Origin of the sequence: Streptomyces sp. NBC_00464 (genome assembly GCF_036013915.1) — a bacterium.
In the GTDB taxonomy this organism is placed as follows: Bacteria; Actinomycetota; Actinomycetes; order Streptomycetales; family Streptomycetaceae; genus Streptomyces.
Genome location: NZ_CP107899.1, coordinates 3,193,066 through 3,209,949 on the forward strand (window position 1 = coordinate 3,193,066; position 16,884 = coordinate 3,209,949).

General features: G+C 72.0%; 17 protein-coding genes. 10 read left to right on the forward strand and 7 right to left on the reverse strand.

All coding sequences use genetic code 11. The features are described 5' to 3' along the window. Window positions 1-98 precede the first annotated feature (98 nt). A complete protein-coding gene (locus OG912_RS14115) occupies window positions 99-788 on the reverse strand; it encodes a copper homeostasis protein CutC (protein ID WP_327709631.1) in 690 nt (229 codons plus the stop codon). A 225-nt stretch (window positions 789-1,013) separates the two neighbouring features. On the opposite strand from OG912_RS14115, the gene OG912_RS14120 reads away from it, so the two are divergent. Then, window positions 1,014-3,338: a heavy metal translocating P-type ATPase gene (locus OG912_RS14120; RefSeq protein ID WP_443061090.1), complete on the forward strand. Its 2,325-nt coding sequence runs from the start codon at window positions 1,014-1,016 to the stop codon at window positions 3,336-3,338. Window positions 3,339-3,415: 77 nt separating this feature from the next. Here OG912_RS14120 and OG912_RS14125 read toward each other — a convergent pair whose 3' ends face one another. Beyond that, window positions 3,416-4,069, reverse strand: a complete 654-nt coding sequence (locus OG912_RS14125; RefSeq protein ID WP_327709632.1) for a GNAT family N-acetyltransferase — start codon at window positions 4,067-4,069, stop codon at window positions 3,416-3,418. Between the two features lie 149 nt (window positions 4,070-4,218). On the opposite strand from OG912_RS14125, the gene OG912_RS14130 reads away from it, so the two are divergent. Beyond that, window positions 4,219-5,379, forward strand: a complete 1,161-nt coding sequence (locus OG912_RS14130; RefSeq protein WP_327709634.1) for a hypothetical protein — start codon at window positions 4,219-4,221, stop codon at window positions 5,377-5,379. Window positions 5,380-5,439: 60 nt separating this feature from the next. Here the strand turns inward: OG912_RS14130 and OG912_RS14135 are convergent, their stop codons facing one another. Next, entirely contained in the window at window positions 5,440-6,096 is a 657-nt protein-coding gene (locus OG912_RS14135) for a maleylpyruvate isomerase family mycothiol-dependent enzyme (protein WP_327709635.1), read from the reverse strand. A gap of 119 nt (window positions 6,097-6,215) precedes the next feature. Between OG912_RS14135 and OG912_RS14140 the strand changes: the two genes are divergently transcribed. From OG912_RS14140 to OG912_RS14160, 5 genes are all read left to right on the forward strand, one after another. Continuing rightward, window positions 6,216-6,674, forward strand: coding sequence for a hypothetical protein (locus tag OG912_RS14140; protein ID WP_327709636.1), 459 nt, complete (start codon window positions 6,216-6,218; stop codon window positions 6,672-6,674). Continuing rightward, window positions 6,671-7,459 carry a hypothetical protein gene (locus tag OG912_RS14145; RefSeq protein ID WP_327709637.1) on the forward strand — a complete coding sequence of 263 codons (789 nt, stop codon included), beginning with the start codon at window positions 6,671-6,673 and terminating at the stop codon, window positions 7,457-7,459. Before OG912_RS14140 ends, OG912_RS14145 begins: the two co-directional genes overlap by 4 nt. Window positions 7,460-7,511: 52 nt before the next feature. Continuing rightward, on the forward strand, window positions 7,512-8,417 hold the full coding sequence (locus tag OG912_RS14150) for a transporter substrate-binding domain-containing protein (RefSeq protein ID WP_327709638.1): 906 nt from the start codon (window positions 7,512-7,514) through the stop codon (window positions 8,415-8,417). Window positions 8,418-8,514: 97 nt separating this feature from the next. Further along, the gene (locus OG912_RS14155) at window positions 8,515-9,162 is read left to right on the forward strand and encodes an HD domain-containing protein (protein ID WP_327709639.1); all 648 of its coding nucleotides are present in this window, start codon (window positions 8,515-8,517) and stop codon (window positions 9,160-9,162) included. 187 nt (window positions 9,163-9,349) lie between these two features. Beyond that, a complete protein-coding gene (locus tag OG912_RS14160) occupies window positions 9,350-10,591 on the forward strand; it encodes a Cmx/CmrA family chloramphenicol efflux MFS transporter (protein ID WP_327713432.1) in 1,242 nt (413 codons plus the stop codon). 6 nt (window positions 10,592-10,597) lie between these two features. Here OG912_RS14160 and OG912_RS14165 read toward each other — a convergent pair whose 3' ends face one another. Together OG912_RS14165 and OG912_RS14170 are read right to left on the reverse strand one after the other, a co-directional pair. Beyond that, a complete protein-coding gene (locus OG912_RS14165; protein ID WP_326737819.1) occupies window positions 10,598-10,870 on the reverse strand; it encodes a DUF4031 domain-containing protein in 273 nt (90 codons plus the stop codon). Next, a complete protein-coding gene (locus tag OG912_RS14170) occupies window positions 10,867-11,235 on the reverse strand; it encodes a hypothetical protein (protein WP_326737818.1) in 369 nt (122 codons plus the stop codon). The genes OG912_RS14165 and OG912_RS14170 overlap by 4 nt, the downstream gene beginning before the upstream one ends. A 117-nt stretch (window positions 11,236-11,352) precedes the next feature. Here OG912_RS14170 and OG912_RS14175 point away from each other — a divergent pair, with 117 nt between their 5' ends. The 3 genes from OG912_RS14175 (at window position 11,353) to OG912_RS14185 (ending at window position 14,920) form a co-directional block, all read left to right on the forward strand. Further along, entirely contained in the window at window positions 11,353-12,273 is a 921-nt protein-coding gene (locus OG912_RS14175; RefSeq protein WP_327709640.1) for a MurR/RpiR family transcriptional regulator, read from the forward strand. A 95-nt stretch (window positions 12,274-12,368) separates the two neighbouring features. Continuing rightward, window positions 12,369-13,334 (forward strand): N-acetylmuramic acid 6-phosphate etherase, encoded by a 966-nt coding sequence (gene murQ / locus OG912_RS14180; RefSeq protein WP_326737816.1) that lies wholly within the window; start codon window positions 12,369-12,371, stop codon window positions 13,332-13,334. Window positions 13,335-13,381: 47 nt separating this feature from the next. Further along, entirely contained in the window at window positions 13,382-14,920 is a 1,539-nt protein-coding gene (locus OG912_RS14185; protein ID WP_326737815.1) for a PTS transporter subunit EIIC, read from the forward strand. 141 nt (window positions 14,921-15,061) lie between these two features. Here OG912_RS14185 and OG912_RS14190 read toward each other — a convergent pair whose 3' ends face one another. Together OG912_RS14190 and OG912_RS14195 are read right to left on the reverse strand one after the other, a co-directional pair. After that, window positions 15,062-15,946, reverse strand: a complete 885-nt coding sequence (locus OG912_RS14190; RefSeq protein ID WP_327709641.1) for an EamA family transporter — start codon at window positions 15,944-15,946, stop codon at window positions 15,062-15,064. A 43-nt stretch (window positions 15,947-15,989) separates the two neighbouring features. Continuing rightward, window positions 15,990-16,808, reverse strand: a complete 819-nt coding sequence (locus tag OG912_RS14195) for an inositol monophosphatase family protein (protein ID WP_327709643.1) — start codon at window positions 16,806-16,808, stop codon at window positions 15,990-15,992. Between the last annotated feature and the right edge of the window lie 76 nt (window positions 16,809-16,884).

The following is a 16,884-nucleotide window of genomic DNA, read 5'->3' on the forward strand; positions in this document are numbered from 1 at the left end:
GACGGTTCGGCCGGACGCCCTCGCACAGCGGGCGGGGCGGGCTGCCGTGTCCGGCAGCCCGCCCCGCCCGTTTCGCCGCGCGCGACCGCGCGACCGCGTTACGCGTCGAGAATCGTCCGCCACTCCCGTACCGCCGCCGCGTCCACCGGCCTCGACCAGCCGCCCGGCCGGGCGGCGCCGCCGATGTGGACGGCGTCGATGCCCGCGTCCAGCAGCTCCGGCAGGTGGTCGAGGCGCAGGCCGCCGCCGACGAGGATCTGCGGCTCGTACCCCGGCTCACCCTTGCGCGCCGCCTCGACGAGCAGGGTCGGAATGCCCTCGTCCACCCCGGCGGGCGAACCCGCGGTGAGGTACGTGTCCAGGCCCGGCAGATCCGCGAGCGCCTTGCGCAGCGCGTCCCGGTCGGCAGCGCGGTCGATCGCGCGGTGGAACGTCCAGTGACAGCCCTCCAGCTCGGCGACGATCCGCTCGACCGCGACGAGGTCGGGGTGGCCGTCCTCGTCCAGGAAGCCGAGCACGAACTCGTCCGCGCCCTCCTCCCGCAGCTCACGCGCCTTGCGTACGAGTACGCCGACGTCGCCGGCCGCGAAACCGTCCGCCACCCTGAGCATCACCCGCAGCGGAATGTCCACCGCGGCGCGGATCGCCGCGAACGTCGCGCAGGACGGGGTGAGGCCGTCCGCCGCCATGTCGGTGACCAGCTCAAGCCGGTCCGCACCACCCGCCTGGGCAGCGACCGCGTCCTCCGCGTCGAGAGCGATCACCTCCAGGACTGCACGGTTGCTCATGGGAACCCAATCCTCCAGGAAGCAGCTATAGGTCTAGTCCAATGCCAGCCTACGGGGCGGTAGGCCGAGGGCGCAGCCTCACCGCGAACGTGAAGATACGCGAGGTCGGACACGTGACAGGCGACCGGAGGCGCGCGGTCCGCGCTCCCGCAGCGGATCACCCTTGCGTTCTCATAGGGGTAGGGGGTATACCTGAGGCAGCAATACATACCCCCCAGGGGTATGATGACCCTCACAAGAGGAGGCCCCGTGTCCGCGCAGACCGCAGCCACCACCGGTACCACTGCCCTCAGCGGCCCCACCGGTACCGGCGTCGCCGCAGAGGTCGAGCTCGCGATCGGCGGCATGACCTGTGCCTCGTGCGCGGCCCGGATCGAGAAGAAGCTCAACCGGATGGACGGGGTCGAGGCCACCGTCAACTACGCCACCGAGAAGGCCAAGGTCAGCTACCGGGGCGAGGACGTCTCCGTACAGGACCTGATCGCCACGGTCGAGAAGACCGGCTACACCGCACAGGAGCCCGCCCCGCCGGTACGCGGCGGCGACGCCCCCGCCGGGCAGGCGGAGGCGGACGAGCTCCGCCCGTTGCGGCAGCGGCTGATCACTGCGGTCCTGCTCGCGGTGCCGGTCATCGCGATGTCGATGGTCCCGGCCCTCCAGTTCGACAACTGGCAGTGGCTCGCCCTCACCCTCACCGCCCCCGTCGTCACGTACGCCGCCTGGCCCTTCCACCGGGCCGCGTGGACCAACGCCCGGCACGGCGCGGCCACCATGGACACGCTGATCTCGGTCGGCACCTCGGCCGCGTTCCTGTGGTCGCTGTGGGCCCTGTTCTTCGGCACCGCCGGGATGACCGGCATGACGCACCCCTTCGAGCTGACCATCGGGCGCAGCGACGGCTCCGGGAACATCTACCTGGAGGCGGCCGCCGGCGTCACCGCGTTCATCCTGGCCGGGCGCTACTTCGAGGCCAGGTCCAAGCGGAAGGCGGGCGCCGCGCTGAAGGCGCTGCTGGAGCTCGGCGCGAAGGAGGTCACCGTTCTGCGTGACGGCCGCGAGGTCACCGTGGGCACGGAGGATCTCCAGGTCGGCGACCGGTTCCTGGTCCGCCCCGGCGAGAAGATCGCCACGGACGGCACCGTGGTGGAGGGCAGTTCGGCGGTGGACGCGTCGATGCTCACCGGTGAGTCGGTCCCGGTCGAGGTCTCGGCCGGCGACTCCGTGACCGGCGCGACGCTGAACGCGGGCGGCCGGCTCGTCGTCGAGGCGACCCGGATCGGCGCCGACACCCAGCTGGCCCGGATGGCGAAGCTGGTCGAGGACGCGCAGAACGGCAAGGCCGCGGCGCAGCGGCTGGCCGACCGGATCTCCGCGGTGTTCGTCCCCGTCGTGATCGCGCTCGCGCTCGGCACGCTCGGCTTCTGGCTGGGCAGCGGTGAGGGCCTGACGGCCGCGTTCACGGCCGCCGTCGCCGTACTGATCATCGCCTGCCCGTGCGCCCTGGGCCTCGCCACCCCGACCGCCCTCATGGTCGGCACCGGACGCGGCGCCCAGCTCGGCATCCTCATCAAGGGCCCCGAAGTCCTGGAGACCACCCGCCGCGTCGACACCATCGTCCTCGACAAGACCGGCACCGTCACCACCGGCAGGATGACCCTCCAGAACGTCCACACCGCCGACGGCACCACAGAGACCGACGTCCTGCGCCTCGCCGGCGCCCTGGAACACGCCTCCGAACACCCCATCGCCCAGGCCGTCGCCACCGGAGCCACCACACGCACCGGCGCACCCCTCCCCACCCCCGAGGACTTCACCAACGTCCCCGGACTCGGCGTCCAGGGCGTCATCGACGGCCACGCGGTCCTGGTGGGCCGCGAGCAGCTGTTGGCCGAGTGGGAGATCCACCTGCCCGTGGAACTGGCCCGCCGCAAGGCCGAGGCGGAGGCCGCGGGCCGCACCGCGATCGCGGTCGCCTGGGACGGCGAGGCGCGGGCGGTCCTGGAGGTGGCCGACGCGGTGAAGGACACCAGCGCGGAGGCGATCCGGCGGCTGCGCCGGCTCGGTCTGAAGCCGATCCTGCTGACCGGCGACAACCGGGCGGTCGCGGAGTCGGTCGCGGCCGAGGTCGGCATCGAGGAGGTGTACGCGGAGGTCATGCCCCAGGACAAGGTCGACGTCGTCAAGCGCCTTCAGGGCGAGGGGCGTTCGGTCGCGATGGTCGGTGACGGCGTGAACGACGCGGCCGCCCTCGCCCAGGCCGACCTGGGCCTCGCCATGGGTACGGGCACGGACGCGGCGATCGAGGCCGGCGACCTGACCCTGGTACGCGGAGACCTGCGGGCCGCCGCGGACGCGATCCGGCTGTCGCGCCGGACCCTCGGCACCATCCGTACGAACCTGTTCTGGGCCTTCGCCTACAACGTGGCGGCGCTTCCGCTGGCCGCGATGGGGCTGCTGAACCCGATGATCGCGGGCGCGGCGATGGCGTTCTCGTCGGTGTTCGTGGTCGGCAACTCACTGCGGCTGCGGGGGTTCCGGGCGAAGGCTTAGGGCCTTTCGTTCGGATCAGGTCGGGCTCGCATGGCCCTGGGGCGCGATTTGAAAGTCCCGCCCGCGGGCGGCCGGACTCAGCTTCCGACAGGAAGCCGGGCCTCCGGCCGCCCGCTGCCGCGTGCGATGCGCTCTTCGAGCCGTGCCCGGCACTCCGGCCACTCGTCCGCCGTGATCGAGAAGATCGCGGAGTCCCGCAGCGTCCCGTCCTCGCCGGGGGCCCACGACCGGGACCAGTTCCGCAGTACGCCCTCGAAGCACGCGCCCACCGCTTCGATCGCGGCCCGGGAGCGGCTGTTGCGGGCATCCGTCTTCAGGTCGACGCGTGCCACTCCCCACACCTCGAACGCGTGCCGGAACAGCAGGTACTTGGCCTCGGCGTTGATCCCCGAGCCCTGGGCGGAGGCGGCGAGCCAGGTGAAGCCGACCTCGATCGCGCTCAGCGTGTTCTCGTCCAGCCAGTACCGGGGCTCCCAGTACGCCGTGGCCCCGACCACCCGGCCGGACGCCCGGTCCACCTGGACGTACGGGCTCAGCTTTCCGGCGGCGGCGCGGGCGAGCTGGGCGTCGATGTACCCGTCGACCTCACCGGGGCCGGGCACCCACGTGAACCGGTACGAGCTCCGGTCCTCCTCGGCCGCCCTGAGCAGACCCTCGGCATGACGGTGCTCCAGCGGCTCCAGACGCACGCGCACGCCCTCCAGAACCGGCCCTTCCAGCGCGAAAGCCATCGCTTACCCATCCAGTCGCCGTACGGAATGTCCTGGGCAGTTTTCCAGAGGCCACACGGCCCTGTCGTGCGATTTCGGCCGGGCCGGAGGCGCGGCAACGGGGCTTGGGGGCAGCAGCGTTGTCAGTGCCCGCGCCTACGATCGGATCCATGACGACATGGCTGCACGACACGTTCCCCGGCCACGAGGTGAACCTTGCCTTCGCCCGGGGCCTGCCCGCCGACGCCTTCTTCGAAGGGCTGCGCGAGCAGAACCGCGAGCCGCTCGCCCGGGGCGAGGCAAACGGCTGGGCGTGGGCCGTGCACGACATGATCAACGAGGAGGACGACGACTACGAAGAGGTCGACTACGGGCGGCTCTGCCCGCGCGGGGCGGAAGTGGTCGTCTTCGTGACCGAGCCGTGCAGCGCGAAGGCGCACGGCCCCCACTTCGTGTACTACCGCGACGAGCGCACGACGCTCTTCTTCAGCTTCGAGGACTTCCGACAGCAGCGGGTGGGCGACAACCCCGACTATCTGTCGGCCGAGCTGTTCGCGGCGGGCGTGATAGGCCCTGCGGCGGAGTGCGAGGAGTGGAAGGACGGCGCGCACGACTGCTACGAGCACGAGGACGCCGACGAGCTGCGGCTGGTGCGGACGATAGCCGACGCCTTCGGCCTGCCCTCCCCGCCGCTGGCCGCCCTGCCGCTCGCTCCCTCGCCGCGCGGCGAGCCGCCCGTTGCCACGGGACCGGTGGGCGCGGAGCCGGTGGGCGCTGTCAGCGAGTCACGCCCGGTCGTCGCCCCGGGGACGTACGCCGTCCATGCCCGTGGCGTCGATGTGACCGAGCTGGCCGCCGCGTGCGCGGACGCCGGGTATCCGGCCCGTACGCAGGGCGAGTCGGGCAGCTGGGCGTGGGTGACGTGGGACGCGGCAGCCGTGCGCGGCGGAGAGGTCTCCCAGCTGGCGGGCTTCCTCACCGGATTCCGCTACGACGAGCGCTTCGGCGGGCCGGACCGGGTCGAGACGGTATTCCTGGCGGGCACACCCGCGTGCGCCTGTGCGAACGGGCAGAACTACGCCATTCAGCACTGCGAGGACCACCCCTTCCAGTTCCTGAACAGCCGGGGCGGATTCGGGCAGACGTACTTCAACGTCGGCCGGGGCCGTGAGACGCAACGCCACGGAGATCTGCTGATACGCGAACTGCTGGCCGCCGGGATCGTCGGCCGGGAGACCTCGGCGTACGACGCCGATCCCGACTTCAACGCAGACGGCGCCGTCACGATGCGGATCATCGCCGGCCACTTCGGGCTGCCCGCCACGACGTGACGGGGCGGGGCACGGCGGTGCGGGCAGGGCGCGGGCAAGAACCGCCTCGCGCGCCCCGCCTCAGCCGAAGAGGAAGAGTTCGCGCTCCGTGACGCCCTCCAGCTCGTACCGCGTCCCCACCAGCGACCGGCCAGCGCAGAGCCTGATCAGCGTCGCCCCGTCACCCCGGTAGCGTCCGGGTGCCCGGCCCTCCTGCTCCCTGCCGATGACCAGCTCCTCCTTGCTGTCCTCGAGCTCGGCGACCAGCAGCGGCATCTTCTGGTGGCGGGCGCGCGGGCCGAGGAGCCGGAGCGCGAGCGGCAGGCCCGGCCCCCGGTAGGCCCCTTCGAGCCCCCATGCCTCGCGTACGTCGCCCGCGTGCACCCACTCCCCCAGCGCCACCCCGTCCAGCACCCCGGGCCCGGCGGCGATCACGGCTCCGGCGTCGGTCATCCCCGCCTCCAGCTCGTCCACCACCTGCGCGTCGGTCCAGCCGGCGCGTTCGGCGATGTCCCGGTCGTTGCACTCGGGGCTGAACACATCCGGCCCGAACCGGCCCTCCACCACCCGGCTCAGCACCGAACCGCAGTGCGCGAGCACGTCCCGCACGGTCCAGCCGGGGCACGCGGTGCGCAGCGCGAAGTCGCTCGCGGCGGCGGACCGCAGCAGCGGTATCAGGAGGTCCCGCTCGGTGCGCAGGAGGAGACCGGGAAGTTCGGGATCACGTTCGTCAGCCATGCCCCCCAGGCAACCACTTTTTCCGGACAACCTTTGCGGATTCATGAACACGGCGCGCATCGGCAACTACCCTCAGTTCCCCACGTGTTACTGGAACTCCGGAAACTCATGGAGCCATCGTGTCGCTGCTGTTCGAACTCGTCGGCCAGCTTGCCCCTCACGCGTCGCTCTTCGCCGGGCGTATGGCGGACGGAGCGATGGAGGGCGTCATCCAGCGGATCACCGACCGGACCGTGGACGGCGGCGAGGGGGTCTTCCGCCGCCTCATCGGCCGGGGCGGGCAGGACCCGGACGGCCCGGCCGGGCTCGCAGAGCCGGATGCCGTCGAACTGGACGCCCTGCTTGCCCGGTTGAACGAAGCCGAGCGGGCGCAGCTCGCGGCGGCGCTCACCACCTGGCTGAACGGCTCGCCCGGCCGTCAGGACCTGAACGAACTGGTGGGGGCCCCGGCACCCGTCCCCGTCCCCGCCCCCGCCCCCGCCCCCGCCCAGTCCACCACGGTGAATTCCACGGGCGACAACAACATCGTGATCGGCAGCGTGGGCACCTTCACCCAGCATCTGCGGGACGAGAGGTGACGAGCCCGGGTAACTGGGGTCGCGGAGACCCGTCGCTCAGGTCGCAGGGCGACAACAACAACATCATCGGCAACGCCGGCACGTTCAATCAGTTCCAGATCCTCATCCGGCGTGCCTCCTTCGTCACCGGCTGGCTCTTCCTGATCCTCACCGTCCTCCTGGCCGGCTACGCCACCTGGAAGTGGCCGGGGGGCTCCCGCAGTCAGTACGTCGGCTTCTTCGCCTTCCTGCTGCTCGCCTTCCTCGCCTCCGTCGTCCACATCAGCCTGCGCCGCGCCGACCGCGCGGGTGCGACCGGGACGGGCGGTCCGGCCGGGCGGAAGGGCTCGGGGCTCCGCCTTCCCGACCTGCTGCTCATCGTCTCCCTCGTCTGCGCCCTCATCAGCTGGTGGTCGTTCCAGAACGTCGTGCGCAACGGCGAAGTGGATGTCCTGGTCCGGACGCAGGGCGCGCAGGCGCTGACCAACGAGCCCGACAGCGCGCTCGTCCTCACCGTGGCCCCGTCGAAGACCGCCGACCGGCGCGGCCGGCTGCGGCTCGCTCTGGAGCTCGGGGAGTACGACGCCGGGGCGCCTGCCTGCTCCCACCGGACCCGGGTCCGTCTCACGGCCCTCAGCGACAGCGTCACTCCGCTCGTATCGGATCTGCCCGCCCGCTCCACCACCGACTTCGACCTCGGCGGCCTCATGCAGCCGAACGGTGTGACGTTCGAACTCAAGGTGCAGACCCCCCAGGGCTGCACCCTGCGCCTGGTGAACAAGCAGGCCACCCTGCACAACGACTGACCCCACGACTCCCGCGCCCGGCGCACGGGATTCCCATGGAGCGAGGTAGCAGATGTCAGGAGCAGCTCTGCGCGGGTGGGCGGCCGTCACCGCGGCGATCCTACTCTGCGGCGCCGTGGCCGGGTGCGAGTCCGATCCTCCGTCGATCCTCTCGGACAGCACGGAAGTGGGAACCAAGGACGACCAGCCGGGCACGAGCTTCTCGCCGCACGGCGGCCAGTTCATCGGATTCGACGTCTCCGTGGTCGGCACGCTCATGAACAACCTCGGCTACAAAACCCCACGCTTCACCAGCGTCATGTCTCAGGACCGCATCCGGGTCCTGCACGAGGGGGGCGTGCAACTGGTGGCCGCCACCTTCTCGATCACCCCGGACCGCATGGCTCCCGAGGGCACGAGTCCGCAGGCCGGCGATCTCGACTTCGTCGGCCCGTACGCCACGACTCAGCAGGGCTTCCTGATCCGCAAGAAGGACGCCGCGAAGTTCAGGAAGAAGAGGGACTTCGACGGCGAGATCGTCTGTGTGTGGGCGGGCACCACGTCCGCCAATGAACTGTCCAAGGGCGGCTTCGAGAAGATCGTCCCGAGGATGGAGGACGACGCGAAGACCTGCGTGAAGAGGCTCGAGGCCGGAACCGTGGCGGCTGTCTCCACGGACGTGCTGATTCTTTACGGACTGACCCAGGAGCACCGCGGCCTCGAAGTCGTGCCAGGTCTCGAATTCGGGGAGGCTCCCAATCAGTACGGCATCGCGATGACCAAGGGGCACCGCGAGGACTGCATCAGGCTCCGCGACGAGCTGCTGAAGTACATCGGCAACGCGACCGCCTGGGAAACGAACTTCAAGTCCAGTCTCCCCGCTGTCCCCAAGGCCATCCGGGACGAGGCCAGGCCCCGGGAGGAAGACGTCATGGATCTGTCCTGCGTGGACAAGCCCGGAAACGGCTCCTCCGACTGACCGACGCCGCCCCGTCCGGCCCTCCCTGGCACTGCGCCGCCCGTCCGGCCCCTCACCGGCACTGCCCCGACCCGCCCGGTCCCTTTACAGTCGCCCCATGACCGACAGCGCCCAGAGTCTCCGCATCCGCTGGCAGGAAGCCCTCGTCGCCGCCCGGAGCGGCGACGAGGGCGCCGACCCGCTGCCGTACGCCGACAACCTCCTGGCACGGTGGGCCGAGCCCCAGCGGCGCTACCACACCACCGCCCACCTGGCGGCGGTCCTGGACCACGTCGACACGCTCGCCGGTCATGCCGCGGACCCGAACGCGGTCCGGCTGGCCGCCTGGTTCCACGACGCGGTCTACCGGCCCGACCGGTCCGAGAACGAGGAGCGCAGCGCCGTCCTCGCCGAGCGCGCCCTGCCCGAGGCGGGGGTGCCCGCCGCGACCACCGCCGAGGTCGCCCGCCTGGTCCGGCTCACCGTCTCGCACGACCCGGCGGACGGCGACACCAACGGCGAGGTCCTGTGCGACGCGGACCTCGCGATCCTCGCGGCACCGCCCAAGGAGTACGCGCAGTACGCGGCCCGGGTGCGCGAGGAGTACGGCTTCGTCCCCGCCGACGCGTTCCGCGAGGGCCGGGCGGCGGTGCTGCGGCAGCTTCTGGGGCTGCCGCGGCTGTTCCGTACCCCGTACGGGGCGGCCGAGTGGGAGGCGCGGGCCCGGCACAACCTGAGCACGGAGCTGGAGCTGCTCGCGCGCTGAGCGGCGGCAGTCACCTCTACCGCGGTAAAGCACGAGGCCGGAGCTCTTCGCACGAGGCTGGAGCCCCTCGCGCGCCAAACCCCGCCGGGGCCGGAAGCGAACCGGAGCGGCCAGGCCCGGGGGAATGCCACGGGCCATTCCGCTGTTGGCACCTGTCATGCCCGACTCTGCCACCAGCCGCTCCCGTATGCCCCTGGCCGTATACATCCTCGGCCTCTCGGTCTTCGCCCTCGGCACGAGCGAGTTCATGCTCTCCGGGCTGCTGCCACCCATCGCCGATGACATGAACGTGTCGATCCCGCGTGCCGGGCTCCTCATATCCGCGTTCGCGATCGGCATGGTGGTCGGCGCCCCGCTGCTCGCCGTGGCCACGCTCCGGCTGCCGCGCCGCACCACGCTCATCGCGCTGATCTCGGTCTTCGGCCTCGGCCAGGTCGCGGGTGCGCTCGCGCCGACGTACGAGGTGCTCTTCGCGTCCCGTGTGATCAGCGCGTTCGCGTGCGCCGGGTTCTGGGCGGTCGGGGCTGCCGTCGCCATCGCGATGGTGCCGGTGAACTCCCGTGCCCGCGCGATGGCCGTGATGATCGGCGGGCTGTCCATCGCGAACGTGCTGGGGGTGCCGCTGGGCGCCTTCCTCGGCGAGAACCTGGGCTGGCGGTCGGCGTTCTGGGCGGTCGGTGCGGCCTCCGCCGTGGCGCTGGCCGGGGTGGCGACGATGATCCCCCGGATCCCGCTCCCGGACAAGAAGCCGCAGCTCAAGCGGGAGCTGGGGATCTACCGCGACCGGCAGGTGTGGCTCTCCATCGTGCTCACCGCGCTCGCGGCGGGCGGGGTGTTCTGCGCGTTCAGCTATCTGGCGCCGCTGCTGACGGATGTCGCCGGGCTGGACTCGGGCTGGGTGCCGACCGTGCTCGCGCTGTTCGGGATCGGTGCGCTGATCGGCACGATGATCGGCGGCCGGGTCGCGGACGCGCACCTCTTCGGGGTGCTGCTGAGCGGTATCGCGGCGTCGACGGTGTTCCTGGCCGCGCTGGCACTGTTCGCGTCGAACCAGGCCGCCGTGATCGTGCTCTCGTTCCTGCTGGGCCTGTCGGCGTTCTATACGGCTCCGGCGCTGAACGCCCGCATGTTCAACGTCGCGGGCGCCGCCCCGACCCTGGCGGGCGCGACGACCACCGCCGCGTTCAACCTGGGCAACACCGGCGGCCCCTGGCTGGGCGGCACGGTGATCGACCTGGACTTCGGTTTCGAGGCCACCGCGTGGGCGGGGGCGGCGATGACCGTGCTGGCGCTGGTGACGGTGGTCCTCTCACTGCGGTTGCAGCGCAGCCGCGCCTCGTCGTCCCGGCTGGTGGCGGGCGCCCCGGCCGCTGCGGCGGACTCCGTGCAGGACGCGTCGCCGGTGTGCGCGCCCTCGTCGGCCGGCTGAGCGGACTCAGCGGGGCGCGGGCCGGCCCTTGGGGCGGCGCAGGCCCGCCTCCGTGATCCGGCGGACCAGCTCCTTGGAGCCGATCTGCCGGGCGCCGGCCCGTACCGCGTCCTCGTAGCGCGCTTCGGGTACGTCGTAGTGGTCGCGCTCGAAGGCGCGGGGCGGGCAGCCGATGGACGCGGCGAAGGCGTGGAGCTCCTCGAAGGACACATCGCTGACCAGGTGCGACCAGAGCCGCCCGTGCCCCGGCCAGTCCGGTGGATCGATGTAGACGGTCACGGCCGCAGTATTCCGGTCAGCGCACCGACCGGGGCGACCGCCACAGCGGCCTTCGTGCAGACCCAGTGCGGGTCCGGGCCGAGTTCCGGCTCGACGTCGAGGGCGTGCGGGTCGCCCGCGTCGCAGACCGGGCACAGCGGCCAGCGGCCGTACTCCTCCAGCAGCGCGTCCTGGACGTCCTGGGCGACGAGGCCGACGACGAACTCCGCGCCCTCCGGCCACTGCTCGACCCACCAGCGCCGGTGCGTCACCGCGTCCTCGACCATCGAGACGATCTGCGCCTCGGCCACATCTCCGGCGGCGAGGTCGGCCATGACGAGTGCGCGGGCGGTGTGCAGCGCCTGCTCCAGGGGGTTCGGCTCCATGCAGCCATTGTCCACCCGTACACCGATCCCCCTTTCGCGTTCCGCGTTCCGCGTTCCGCCAGAGGTCGGGACCAAAGGGGGGTTGACGGACACCGGGGTTGAAAATATCTTTCAAAGGTGACCAATGACCTGAAGGAAAGTTTCAGCGCCGAATCGCCGCCCGCCCCAGCAGCCCTCGCGGCCAAGGTGCGGACGCTCGCGCCGTCCATGACCCGCTCCATGCAGCGGGTCGCCGAGGCCGTCGCCGGCGACCCGGCCGGCTGCGCTGCCCTCACGGTCACCGGTCTCGCCGAGCTCACCGGCACCAGCGAGGCGACCGTGGTCCGCACCGCCCGTCTCCTCGGCTACCCCGGCTACCGCGACCTGCGCCTCGCGCTGGCCGGTCTCGCCGCCCACCAGCAGTCCGGCCGGGCGCCCGCCGTCACCGCGGACATAGCGGTCGACGACCCGATCGCCGACGTGGTCGCCAAGCTGGCCTACGACGAGCAGCAGACCCTCGCCGACACCGCAGCCGGGCTCGACACCGTGCAGCTCGGTGCCGTCGTGTCCGCCGCCGCCACCGCCCGCCGGATCGACATCTACGGCGTGGGTGCCTCCTCGCTCGTCGGTCAGGACCTGGCGCAGAAGCTGGCCCGTATCGGCCTGATCGCCCACGCCAACATGGACCCGCACCTCGCGGTGACCAACGCCGTGCAGCTGCGCTCCGGCGACCTGGCCATCGCGATCACCCACTCCGGCTCGACGGGTGACGTCATCGAGCCGCTGCGCGTCGCCTTCGACCGCGGCGCGACGACGGTCGCGATCACGGGCCGCCCCGACGGCCCGGTCACGCAGTACGCCGACCACGTACTGACCACGTCCACGGCCCGCGAGAGCGAGCTGCGCCCGGCCGCCATGTCGAGCCGTACGAGCCAGCTCCTGGTCGTCGACTGCCTGTTCATAGGAGTCGCACAGCGTACGTACGAGACGGCGGCCCCGGCCCTCGCCGCTTCCTACGAGGCGCTGGCCCACCGCCACAACCCCCGCACCACCCGCTGACCAGCGGCACACGCAGACACACAACCGCACCCGCACCCGCACCCGCACCCGCACCCGCAGAACCGTACGAGTTCAAGAAAGCAGAGCCGCTCTCCATGACCTCCCTCACCGACGCCGACGCCACCACTCCCGACGGATACGGCGAACTGCGCGCCCAGCTCGCCACCCTCACCACCGAGGCCTTCCGCCCCGAGCTCGCCGAGATCGATCAGCTGCCCACCTCGGAGATCGCCCGGATCATGAACGGCGAGGACCGGACCGTCCCCGCCGCCGTCGCCGAGCGGCTGCCCGAGATCTCCGCCGCGATCGACGCCACCGCGGCCCGCATGGCGCGCGGCGGCCGGCTGATCTACGCGGGCGCCGGCACCGCGGGCCGGCTCGGCGTGCTGGACGCCAGCGAGTGCCCGCCCACCTTCAACACCGACCCGGCCGATGTGATCGGTCTGATCGCGGGCGGCCCGTCCGCCATGGTCACCGCCGTCGAGGGCGCCGAGGACAGCAAGGAGCTGGCCGCCGCCGACCTCGAAGCGCTGGGCCTCACCGCCGACGACACGGTGGTCGGCATCTCCGCCTCCGGCCGTACGCCGTACGCGATCGGGGCCGTCGAGCACGCCCGCGCCAAGGGCGCCCTGACCATCGGCCTGTCCTGCAACGCGGACTCCGCGCTGGGCGCCGCCGCCGAGCACCCCCTCGAAGTCGTCGTCGGCCCCGAGCTGCTCACCGGCTCCACCCGGCTGAAGGCGGGCACGGCACAGAAGCTCGTCCTCAACATGCTCTCGACGATCACGATGATCCGGCTCGGCAAGACGTACGGAAACCTCATGGTCGACGTCCGCGCCTCCAACGAGAAGCTGCGCGCCCGTTCCCGGCGGATCGTCTCGCTGGCCACCGGCGCCTCCGACCCGGAGATCGAGGCCGCGCTGGCCGCCACCGACGGCGAGGTGAAGAACGCCATCCTCACCATCCTCGGCCAGGTCGACGGCCCCACCGCCGCCACCCTGCTGTCCGCATCGGACGGGCACCTCCGCGCCGCGCTCGCCGCCGCCCCCCGCACCACCTGACCTCCCGCTCCACCTCCGCTCCCCCGCACAGCAAGGCACCACGCACCATGGCTACAGAAGACAAGAACCGCGCCACTGCCGCCGCGATCCTTCCGCTCGTCGGTGGCGCCGCGAACGTCAGCTCCGTTGTCCACTGCATGACCCGGCTCCGGCTCGGTCTGCACGATCGTTCGCTCGTCCAGGACGAGGCACTGAAGGCCGTGCCCGCCGTCATGGGCGTGGTCGAGGACGACACGTACCAGATCGTTCTCGGTCCCGGTACGGTCGCCCGCGTCACCCCGGAGTTCGAGAAGCTCGTCGAGGAGGGCAAGGCCTCGGCCCCCGCCCCGACTGCGGCCCCGACCTCCGCCGCCCCGCTCACCGCGGAGGAACTGGCCGCGCAGGGCGCGGAGATGAAGGCGGCACGGAAGGCGAAGAACGCCACGCCGTTCAAGCTGTTCCTGCGCAAGATCGCCAACATCTTCGTGCCGCTGATCCCGGCCCTGATCGGCTGCGGCATCATCGCGGGCCTGAACGGTCTGCTGGTCAACCTCGGCTGGCTGACGTCGGTCACCCCGGCCCTGGCGGCCATGGCGTCCGGTTTCATGGCGCTGATCGCGGTCTTCGTCGGCTACAACACGGCGAAGGAGTTCGGCGGCACGCCGATCCTCGGCGGTGCGGTCGCGGCCATCATCGTCTTCCCGGGCGTCGCGAACATCGAGGCGTTCGGCCAGAAGCTCTCCCCCGGCCAGGGCGGCGTCCTCGGCGCACTGGGCGCGGCGGTGCTCGCGGTGTACGTGGAGAAGTGGTGCCGCCGCTGGGTGCCGGAGGCGCTGGACGTCCTGGTCACCCCGACCCTGACGGTCCTGGTCTCCGGTCTGGTGACGATCTTCGGCCTGATGTACGTGGCGGGTGAGGTCTCCACCGCGATCGGTACGGCCGCCGACTGGCTGCTGTCCAACGGCGGCGCGGGCGCGGGTCTGATCCTCGGCGGCTTCTTCCTGCCGCTGGTCATGCTGGGCCTGCACCAGGCGCTGATCCCGATCCACACCACGCTGATCGAGCAGCAGGGCTACACGGTCCTGCTCCCGATCCTCGCCATGGCCGGCGCCGGCCAGGTCGGCGCGGCCATCGCGGTCTACTTCCGCCTGCCGCGCAACGAGTCGATCCGCCGGACGATCAAGTCCGCCCTGCCCGCGGGCTTCCTGGGCGTCGGCGAGCCGCTGATCTACGGTGTCTCGCTGCCGCTGGGCCGCCCGTTCATCACGGCGTGTGTGGGTGGTGCCTTCGGCGGCGCGTTCATCGGCTTCTTCAACCAGCTCGGCGACGCGGTGGGCTCCACCGCGATCGGCCCGTCGGGCTGGGCCCTGTTCCCGCTCGTGGACGGCAACCACGGCCTGGGCGTGACGATCGCGATCTACGCGGGCGGCCTGGTCGTCGGCTACCTGGCGGGCTTCGTCGCCACGTACTTCTTCGGCTTCAGCAAGGACCTGCTGGCGGAGTTCAACGTCTCCCAGGAACCGGCCGCCTCCACGATCGCGGCCACCGGCCCGGCCACGGTCGGAGCCGGCCCGGAGACTCCCGCGAAGGAACCTGCGGGGGTCTGACGGACCACGGAACCACGAGAACGGCGGCACCCCGGTGGGGTGCCGCCGTTCCGCTGTCCGCCTCGGACCATCAGCGGCGCTGGGCCGCTTTCCTCAGCGCCCCACGATCGTGTGAGCGACGCACCGACCATCGCGCTCTGTTCACCGGCCGGAGGGAACGGGCTCGACGGAACGGCCCCCCACCCGGACGGTGACGAGCCCGATCCCCCCGCAGCACACCGCCAGCAGCAGAAGCTCGGCGGCCGACGGGGCGGACGCGCTGCCCAGGGCCCAGTCGCCGAGCCGGACGGTGAAGGGGGCGGCCAGTTGCACGGCGGCCGTGAAGACCGGGCCGCGGAGCAGGATCAGCCGGTGCTGTACGAGGTAGGCGGGTGCGTAGACCGCGGCGCCCAGCAGCACGATGCCGCCCGTCGCGGCCAAGGTGGGCGGATGCGCGATGAGCGCGGGCAGGGACATGGGGAGCAGCAGACAGGTGGCAGCGGCGAGGAGCACCGGCAGCACGGCGAGCGGCGGCAGCCCGGACAGCCGTTGCCGGTAGAGGAATCCGTACACCGCGAAGGCGACGGTCGCCGCCGCCACCAGCAGTAGCCCCACCGCGTCCAGATCCCCGGCGTCCGCCCCCAGTGCCGCGTATCCGGCTGCCGCGGCGCAGGCGAGGACCGCCCCCGCCGCCTTGCGCGGCCCGGACCGCTCGCCGAAGAACAGCGCACCGACCGCCACCGAGGCGCACGGCATCAGCGCGACGACGAGGTTGGTGAGCGAGGTGCCGATACGCGGGATGGCGAGGAGCGTGCCGGCCGCGTACCCGGCGAAGCCGAGGAGGCCCAGCAGCCACACGGTCCCCGGCCGCGCGGCGGCCCGCCGCAGGTCGGCCCGGCCACTCGCGGACGACGCGGCGACGGCGGTCAGGACCAGACAGCACACGGCGGTACGGCCCACGGCCACGGTCAGCGGTTCGGTCCCGGTGACGAGGGCCCCGGAAAGCAGCCAGGTCCCGGCGAGCAGCAGCACGAGCACGACCGGCATCGGCGGCCTTTCCTTACGGAGAGAGAAGGGAGAAGACAGGAGATCAGCGGCCGTCCGCGGCGGCTTGGTCCCCGACCATCGCCACCAGCGCCTCGTGCGTCTCCCGGTCCGCCGCCGCGATCAGTCCGCCCGCTCCGGTGTGCAGCGGCTGGCCGTGGATGCCCGTCACCACACAGCCGGCGGCTTCGCACAGCGCGATCCCGGCGGCGAAGTGCACACTGTCGCGCAGGTCGCCGTCGGTGACGTACGCGGCCCTGCGGCCGGCGGCGACCCAGGCCACGGCCAGCGTGGTGGAGACGACGCGCGGCCGGAACCGCTCGACGAACCCCGGGGCGGCAAGGAGGTGGACCGCTCTGAAGTCCGGTGCGTTGGGGAACGGCGGGTCGAGGTTGACGTCGACCAGTCGGGAGCCGGGCGAGGGCGACAACTCCTCGTCCACGCCGTCCTGCCGGACGCGGGCGTACGTGCCGTCGGTCCAGAACACCTCACCGCTGAACGGGTCGGCGGATGCGGCCGCCGTGATGCCGGACCCCACCCGCAGGGCGACGTTCACCGCGACCAGCATGTTCTGCACGGCGTAGTTCAGCGTGCCGCACAGCGGATCGACCAGCCACCTGCGCTCCGCGCCCACCGCACCGCTGTGTCCGCTCTCCTCGCCGGTCACGGCGTCATCGGGGCGGGCGGTCCGCAGCACGTCGAGGATGGCTTTCTCCGCCGCGAGGTCCGCGGCGGTCGCGAAGTCACCGCCGGACTTCTCCACGCGCGACAGTGACGTCCCGTACATGTCTCGGACCACCGCCGCGCCCGCCTGCGCCGCCCCGACCGCCAGTTGCGCATCGCTTGCCGTGCCCATGCTCACCATGCCCGCAGGCTATCGGCGGCCCTCCCCGGCAGCGCCCGGGGTCTGCCCCTCTGCTCCCGCCTGTGGCGCCGCCTGC

Bases quoted from the DNA above. Each gene is read 5' to 3' on its own strand.
- OG912_RS14115 (WP_327709631.1), bottom strand. From the start codon at position 788: ATGAGCAACCGTGCAGTCCTGGAGGTGATCGCTCTCGACGCGGAGGAC.
- OG912_RS14120 (WP_443061090.1), top strand. From the start codon at position 1,014: ATGACCCTCACAAGAGGAGGCCCCGTGTCCGCGCAGACCGCAGCCACC.
- OG912_RS14125 (WP_327709632.1), bottom strand. From the start codon at position 4,069: ATGGCTTTCGCGCTGGAAGGGCCGGTTCTGGAGGGCGTGCGCGTGCGT.
- OG912_RS14130 (WP_327709634.1), top strand. From the start codon at position 4,219: ATGACGACATGGCTGCACGACACGTTCCCCGGCCACGAGGTGAACCTT.
- OG912_RS14135 (WP_327709635.1), bottom strand. From the start codon at position 6,096: ATGGCTGACGAACGTGATCCCGAACTTCCCGGTCTCCTCCTGCGCACC.
- OG912_RS14150 (WP_327709638.1), top strand. From the start codon at position 7,512: ATGTCAGGAGCAGCTCTGCGCGGGTGGGCGGCCGTCACCGCGGCGATC.
- OG912_RS14155 (WP_327709639.1), top strand. From the start codon at position 8,515: ATGACCGACAGCGCCCAGAGTCTCCGCATCCGCTGGCAGGAAGCCCTC.
- OG912_RS14160 (WP_327713432.1), top strand. From the start codon at position 9,350: ATGCCCCTGGCCGTATACATCCTCGGCCTCTCGGTCTTCGCCCTCGGC.
- OG912_RS14170 (WP_326737818.1), bottom strand. From the start codon at position 11,235: ATGGAGCCGAACCCCCTGGAGCAGGCGCTGCACACCGCCCGCGCACTC.
- murQ (WP_326737816.1), top strand. From the start codon at position 12,369: ATGACCTCCCTCACCGACGCCGACGCCACCACTCCCGACGGATACGGC.
- OG912_RS14185 (WP_326737815.1), top strand. From the start codon at position 13,382: ATGGCTACAGAAGACAAGAACCGCGCCACTGCCGCCGCGATCCTTCCG.
- OG912_RS14190 (WP_327709641.1), bottom strand. From the start codon at position 15,946: ATGCCGGTCGTGCTCGTGCTGCTGCTCGCCGGGACCTGGCTGCTTTCC.
- OG912_RS14195 (WP_327709643.1), bottom strand. From the start codon at position 16,808: ATGGTGAGCATGGGCACGGCAAGCGATGCGCAACTGGCGGTCGGGGCG.